The following is a 6,799-nucleotide window of genomic DNA, read 5'->3' as shown; positions in this document are numbered from 1 at the left end:
CCCGCCGTAACCCGCCGGAAGGCGATCTCCGCCAGCCGGGCCTGCCCGCTCTTCCCCGGGTGGAAGAAGTCCCAGCGGCTCAACTGCCCCGTGCCGAAGCGGTAGTCAAAGACCGCGCCGTCGTCGTACCGGCAGAGCTCGTCCCTCGCGCAGACCGCCGCCAGCGCCTCGTTGTACGCCACCACCCGCTCGTACACCGCATCCCGGCGCTCCGTCGAGACGGCGTCGAGCGCGTCCGGCTCGCTCAGCATCGTCGGACAGATGCCGAGGCTCCACACCCGCTTGGCCGTCGCGCTGTCCCGCCCCTGCGACCACAGCCGCTTCAGGTCCGGCACGCTCGCCACGTACACCTGTGCCTTCGGCCGCTCCGCGCGCAACGTACGCAGCGCCTGAGCGAAGTCCGCGCGGAACTCGGCGACCGGGGTCATCGCGCCCACCGAGGCCCGGCACGCGTCGTTCGCCCCCACCAGCACCGTCACCAGGTCCGGGGACTCGGCCGCCGCCCGCTCCATCTGCGCGGGCAGGTCGGCCATCCTGGCGCCGCTGCTCGCGAAGTTCCAACTGTGCTTGGCCGCCGCCTCCTTGCCGAGCAGCCGGACCGCGAGCGAACGCACCTCGGGGTCCGTGCCCGTCGCCCACGAGGCCTCGGGGCAGTCCGAGAGCACCTGGCAGGCGTCGAAGGCCCGCGTGATGGAATCGCCCACCGCGGCAAGGGACTTCGGCGAGGTGTCCCAGGCGGGCCCGGGACGCGGCGACGGCTTCCGGCTCGCCTTCGAAGGCTCCGCAGCAGCCTCGGACGCCTCCGTCGTCCGGGCCGTGCCCCCGGAGTCGCCGCAGCCCGTGAGCCCCAGCAGTACCGCGACGCCCAACACCCCCACCGCCCCGCGGCGCAGGCGGCGGACGCAACCGAACTCCGGCATCCGCACGTCCCCCTTCACGTCCCCTCTGTGCCGTCCGCAGCGCCCTGCCGGGTGAATGCCGAACGATTCCCCGCACCGGGACCGACGGTACGTCACACTCGGGCCGCCGCCGCACGGTAGCTTTGCCCCCAGCCGACCCGGAGGCAGGCCGCTGCCGCGGTTCCGGTAAATTACATCACGTCAGATCTGTCCGAATTGGTCATCATTGATTCAGTTCGGTCAGCATTGCTCGGCACGGGCGCGAGGCCGCCGGGAGGCGAACCTCGACCCACACTGGAGGTCCGGTGACGACACGTGGAGTTCTGTACGTGCACTCCGCTCCGCGCGCGCTGTGCCCGCACATCGAATGGGCGGTCGCGGGCGTACTCGGCGGGCGTGTGAACCTCGACTGGATCCGGCAGCCCGCCGCCCCCGGCACCTGGAGATCCGAGTTCTCCTGGCAGGCCGAGCCCGGCACCGCCGCCAAGCTGGCCTCCGCACTGCGCGGTTGGCAGCTGCTGCGCTTCGAGGTCACCGCCGAACCCGGCCCGAGCACGGAGGGCGAGCGGTACAGCGCCACCCCCGACCTCGGCATCTTCCACGCCGTCACCGGCATCCACGGCGACATCCTGATCCCCGAGGACCGGCTCCGCGCCGCCCTCGCCCGCTCGCAGCGCGGCGAGAGCGCCCTGGAGTCCGAACTCGCCGCCCTCCTCGGCAAGCCCTGGGACGACGAGCTTGAGCCCTTCCGGTACGCGGGCGAGGGCGCACCGGTGAGGTGGCTGCACCAGGTGGTGTGAGACCGCCCCTCCCTGCGCACGCCGAAGCCCCGCCCGGAACTCAAGCTCCGAGCGGGGCTTCGTGTGCGTACAGCCTCAGACCGTCACGTACGGCCTCAGACCGTCACGTACAGCCTCAGACCGTCACGTACAGCCTCAGACCGTACGGAACGCCAGCACCACGTTGTGCCCACCGAACCCGAACGAGTCGTTCAGGGCGGCGATGGTCCCCTCCGGAAGGGCCCGCGGCTCGCCGCGCACGATGTCCGCGTCGGCCTCCGGGTCGAGGTTCTCGATGTTGATCGTCGGCGGGGCGATACGGTTCTTCAGCGCGAGGACCGTGGCCACGGTCTCCACGCCGCCCGCGCCGCCGAGCAGATGACCGGTCATCGACTTCGTCGCCGAAACCGCCACGTGGTCCAGGTCGTCGCCGAGGACCTTGCGCAGCGCCTTCAGCTCGCCGATGTCGCCCTGCGGGGTCGACGTGGCGTGCGCGTTGGCGTGCACGATATCGGCGGGCTTCAGGTCGGTCTGGTCGAGCAGGTTCTGCACCGCGTGCGCGATACCGCTGCCGGACGGGTCGGGCTGCGTGATGTGGTGGCTGTCGGCGGAGATGCCCTGGCCCACGGCCTCGACGTAGATCCGGGCGCCACGCGCCTTGGCGTGCTCCTCGGACTCCAGGACGATCACGCCGGAGCCCTCGCCGAGCACGAAGCCGTTGCGGTCGACGTCGTAGGGACGCGAGGCGCCCTGCGGGTCGTCGTTGTTCTTGGACATCGCCATCATGTTGCCGAACGCCACCATGGGCAGCTCGTGGATGGCGGCCTCGGTGCCACCGGCGATGACGATGTCGGCGCGGCCGGTACGGATCATCTCGATCGCGTACCCGATGGCCTCGGCGCCGGACGCGCACGCGGAGACCGGTGTGTGCACACCGGCGCGGGCGTTCAGCTCGATGCCGACGTTGGCCGCCGGGGAGTTGGGCATCAGCATCGGCACGGTGTGCGGGGAGACGCGGCGTACGCCCTTCTCCTTCAGCACGTCGTACTGGTCGAGCAGCGTCGTGATGCCGCCGATGCCGGAGGCGATGACCGCGCCCAGGCGGTCCGGGTTGACGCCCGAGTCCTCGCCGGCGGCGCCGGTCAGGCCCGCGTCCTGCCAGGCCTCACGGGCCGCGATCAGCGCGAACTGCGCCGAGCGGTCCAGCTTGCGGGCCTGCGGGCGCGGAATGATCTCGGTCGGCTCCACGGCGATCTGGCCGGCGATCCGGACCGGCAGTTCGGCGGCCCACTCCTGCTCAAGCAGGGAGATGCCGGAACGGCCCGCGAGCAGGCCCTCCCAGGTAGTAGCCGCATCGCCACCCAGCGGTGTGGTTGCGCCGATACCGGTGACGACCACGGTGCGATTGGTCGAGTTCACAGGGATTCTTTCTCCACGTATTAGGGATACAACGGCGCCACCGCCGGGTGGCGTTACGCGATCAGTCGAGCTCAGCCCTGGTGCTTCGCGATGTAGTCGGCGGCGTCGCCGACCGTCTTGAGGTTCTTGACGTCCTCGTCGGGGATCTTCACGTCGAAGCGCTCTTCGGCGGCGACGACGACCTCGACCATGGACAGCGAGTCGACGTCCAGGTCATCGGTGAAGGACTTGTCCAGCTGGACGTCCTCGGTGGGGATGCCGGCGATCTCGTTCACGATGTCGGCGAGACCGGCAACGATCTCTTCCTGAGTGGCGGCGGCCATATGGCGCTCCTTCGTATGTATCAGTGGGTTGGCGGCCTCGTCCGGGTTCCCGCGCGCAGAGCGATCTCCGCGCAGGTCCGTACGGTGCCTAGGGGAGGGTAACGACCGTGGCGGCGTACACGAGACCCGCCCCGAAGCCGATGACCAGCGCGGTGTCGCCGCTCTTCGCCTCGCCGGTCGCCAGGAGCCGCTCCATCGCGAGCGGGATCGAGGCGGCCGAGGTGTTGCCGGTGGTCTCGATGTCACGGGCGACCGTGACATGCTCCGGCAGCTTGAGTGTCTTCACCATCGAGTCGATGATCCGCATGTTCGCCTGGTGCGGAATGAAGACGTCCAGGTCGTCCGGGCTCAGGCCGGCGGCGTCCAGCGCCTCCTTGGCGACCTTCGCCATCTCGAACACGGCCCAGCGGAACACCGCCTGGCCCTCCTGCGTGATCGCAGGGAACTTGACGTTGCCCTCGCTGTCCAGGGGCAGCTTCGACACATCGCCGAGGCGGAAGTCCGTCCACGGCACTGTCTGCTTGATCGTCTCGGACTTGTCGCCCTCCGAGCCCCAGACCGTCGGGCCGATCGCCGGCTCCTCGGACGGGCCGACGACGACGGCGCCCGCGCCGTCACCGAACAGGAAGGCCGTCGCCCGGTCCTCCAGGTCGGTCAGGTCGCTGAGCCGCTCCACGCCGATCACCAGGACGTGCTCGGCGGAGCCCTCGGTGACCAGGCTCTTGGCGAGGGTCAGTCCGTAGCCGAAGCCGGCGCAGCCCGCGGAGATGTCGAACGCGGCGGCCTTCTCGGTGCCGAGCTTGTCCGCGATCTCCGTGGCCACGGCCGGGGTCTGCTTGAAGTGCGAGACGGTCGAGACGATCACCGCGCCGATCTTGTCGGCGGTGATCCCGGAGTCGGCGATCGCCTTGCCGGACGCCTCGATCGACATGGCGGCGACGGTCTCCTCGTCGTTCGCCCAGTGCCGCGTGGCGATGCCGGAGCGGGAGCGGATCCACTCGTCGGAGGAGTCGATCTTTTCGAGGATCACCTCGTTGGGCACGACCCGGGTCGGACGGTAGCCACCGACACCGAGGATGCGCGCGTACGGTGCGCCCTTCCTTGCCTTGATCTTCGACATGCTCTCGGGGCTCCTACTCAGGCCGTCTGCGAGTGTTCGGCGATCAGGGCGCGGGCCGCGTCGAGGTCGTCGGGGGTCTTCAGGGCGAGCGTCTTGACGCCCGGCAGGGCGCGCTTGGCCAGGCCCGTGAGGGTGCCGCCGGGGCACAGCTCGATGAGCGCGGTCACGCCGAGCTCCTGGAACGTCTCCATGCACAGGTCCCAGCGGACCGGGTTGGCGACCTGGCCGACCAGGCGCGCGATCACCTCGGCGCCGGAGGCCACGGCCGCGCCGTCCTTGTTGGACACGTACCGGACCTTCGGGTCGGCCGGGGACAGCTCCTTCGCGGCCTCGTCCAGGGCGGCGACCGCGGGGCCCATGTGTTCGGTGTGGAACGCGCCGGCGACCTTGAGGGGGACCACGCGGCGGGTGCCCTCGGGCTTGTCCTCGGCGAGCGCGGCGAGCTGCTCCATGGTGCCGGCGGCGACGATCTGGCCGGCGCCGTTGACGTTCGCCGGGGTCAGGCCGAGCTTCTCCAGGTGCGGCAGGACGGCGTCGGGCTCGCCGCCGAGCAGCGCCGACATGCCGGTCTGCGTGATGGCCGCGGCGTCCGCCATGGCGAGGCCGCGCTTGCGGACGAGCTGCAGGGCCGCGGCGTCGTCGAGGACGCCCGCGAGTGCGGCGGCGGTGATCTCGCCGACGCTGTGTCCGGCGACCGCGTCCGGCGCGGTGCCGCCGGGCGCCGGGCCGAGCGCACCGGCGGACAGCAGTCCGGCGGCCACGAGCAGCGGCTGGGCCACGGCGGTGTCACGGATGGCGTCGGCGTCGGCCTGGGTGCCGTAGTGGGTGAGGTCGAGACCGATGGCCTGGGACCAGGCGGCGAGCCGGTCGGCGGCGCCGTCGAGTTCGAGCCAGGGGGTCAGGAAGCCGGGCGTCTGGGCGCCTTGGCCGGGAGCGACGAGTACGAGCACTCTCACACTCTCTCTTGTGGACGGCGGCAACCGCCCGTGAGGACAGGGACGAAGAACAGTCGGGGGAATTGTGGACCCCCGACAAAAGTCTAGGACTGTGGATCTCCGTCGACCAGACGCCCCAGGATCAGCGCGATCCGCAGCGTGAAGGCCGAACGGACATCGGAGGGTGACCAGCCGGTGACGTCAGTCACACGTCGAAGCCGGTAGCGCACGGTGTTGGGGTGGACGAAGAGCATCCGCGCGGCGCCTTCGAGGCTGCTCGCCTGTTCCAGGTAGACGCTCAGGGTCTCCAGGAGCGCGGAGCCGGCCTCCTCCAGCGGTCTGTAGATCTCCTCCACCAGCTGCTCGCGCGCGGCCGGGTCTCCGGCGATCGCGCGCTCCGGCAGGAGATCGTCCGCGAGGACCGGGCGCGGGGCGTCCTGCCAGGCCGTGCACGCCTTGAGCCCGGCGGCCGCGGCCTGCGCGGACCGGGTGGCGGCGAGCAGGTCGGGGACCACCGGTCCGGCGACGACGGGGCCGGCGGCGTACGGGCCGATCAGCGCCTTGGCGACGGCGAGCGGGTTGTCGCTGCCGCCCGCGATGACGACGAGCCGGTCGCCGAGCACCCCGGTCAGGACCTGCAGCTTGGCGTGGCGCGAGGCCCGGCGGATCGCCTCCACGGTCAGCTCGCTGTCGCCGTCGGGCGCGGTGCCGAGGACGACGCACACATGCTCCGGCGAGTTCCAGCCGAGCGCGGCGGCGCGGCTGACGGCGCCCTCGTCGGCCTCACCGGACAGCACGGCGTTCACGACGAGCGATTCGAGCCGGGCGTCCCAGGCGCCGCGGGCCTCGGCGGCCTGCGCGTACACCTGCGCGGTGGCGAAGGCGATCTCGCGGGCGTAGACGAGCAGCGCCTCACGCAGGACCGATTCGTCGCCGGGCGCCGCGACCTCGTCGATCGCGGACTCCATCACCTCGATCGTGGTCCGCACCATCTCGACGGTCTGGCGCAGCGTGATCGCCCGCGTCAGCTCGCGCGGGGCGGTGCCGAAGACGTCCGTCGAGATCGCCTGCGGGGCGTCCGGGTGCCGGAACCACTCGGTGAACGCGGCGATACCGGCCTGCGCGACCAGGCCGATCCAGGACCGGTTCTCCGGCGGCATCGCGCGGTACCACGGCAGCGTCTCGTCCATGCGCGCGATCGCCTGCGCGGCGAGGCTGCCGGAGGACTGCTCAAGTCGCTTGAGGGTCGCGGCATGCGAGTGCGGGGCGGGCGGCTGCGGGGATTCGTCTACGGGTTCGGGCACGGGACAAGACTGCCTTATCG

General features: G+C 71.2%; 7 protein-coding genes. 1 reads left to right on the top strand and 6 read right to left on the bottom strand.

Annotated elements, in window-relative coordinates:
- Positions 1-920 (bottom strand): SGNH/GDSL hydrolase family protein (locus QIS99_RS26575; protein ID WP_282516193.1); only part of this gene is annotated, 920 nt, incomplete at its 3' end.
- Positions 921-1,204: 284 nt separating this feature from the next.
- Here QIS99_RS26575 and QIS99_RS26570 point away from each other — a divergent pair.
- The gene (locus tag QIS99_RS26570) at positions 1,205-1,699 is read left to right on the top strand and encodes a DUF3145 domain-containing protein (RefSeq protein WP_282516192.1); all 495 of its coding nucleotides are present in this window, start codon (positions 1,205-1,207) and stop codon (positions 1,697-1,699) included.
- A 135-nt stretch (positions 1,700-1,834) separates the two neighbouring features.
- Here QIS99_RS26570 and fabF read toward each other — a convergent pair whose 3' ends face one another.
- The 5 genes from fabF to fasR form a co-directional block, all read right to left on the bottom strand.
- On the bottom strand, positions 1,835-3,097 hold the full coding sequence (gene fabF / locus QIS99_RS26565) for a beta-ketoacyl-ACP synthase II (RefSeq protein WP_282516191.1): 1,263 nt from the start codon (positions 3,095-3,097) through the stop codon (positions 1,835-1,837).
- Between the two features lie 71 nt (positions 3,098-3,168).
- A complete protein-coding gene (locus tag QIS99_RS26560; RefSeq protein WP_282516190.1) occupies positions 3,169-3,420 on the bottom strand; it encodes an acyl carrier protein in 252 nt (83 codons plus the stop codon).
- A gap of 88 nt (positions 3,421-3,508) precedes the next feature.
- Positions 3,509-4,540: a ketoacyl-ACP synthase III gene (locus QIS99_RS26555; RefSeq protein ID WP_282516189.1), complete on the bottom strand. Its 1,032-nt coding sequence runs from the start codon at positions 4,538-4,540 to the stop codon at positions 3,509-3,511.
- 17 nt (positions 4,541-4,557) lie between these two features.
- The gene (locus QIS99_RS26550; protein ID WP_282516188.1) at positions 4,558-5,490 is read right to left on the bottom strand and encodes an ACP S-malonyltransferase; all 933 of its coding nucleotides are present in this window, start codon (positions 5,488-5,490) and stop codon (positions 4,558-4,560) included.
- A gap of 89 nt (positions 5,491-5,579) precedes the next feature.
- Positions 5,580-6,779 carry a fatty acid biosynthesis transcriptional regulator FasR gene (gene fasR / locus QIS99_RS26545; RefSeq protein WP_282516187.1) on the bottom strand — a complete coding sequence of 400 codons (1,200 nt, stop codon included), beginning with the start codon at positions 6,777-6,779 and terminating at the stop codon, positions 5,580-5,582.
- Positions 6,780-6,799: the final 20 nt, after the last annotated feature.

Source organism: Streptomyces solicavernae (genome assembly GCF_029968095.1).
Classification (GTDB): Bacteria; Actinomycetota; Actinomycetes; order Streptomycetales; family Streptomycetaceae; genus Streptomyces; species Streptomyces solicavernae.
Note: the sequence above shows the minus strand (reverse complement) of the source record. Positions and strands in the feature narration are given on the sequence as shown.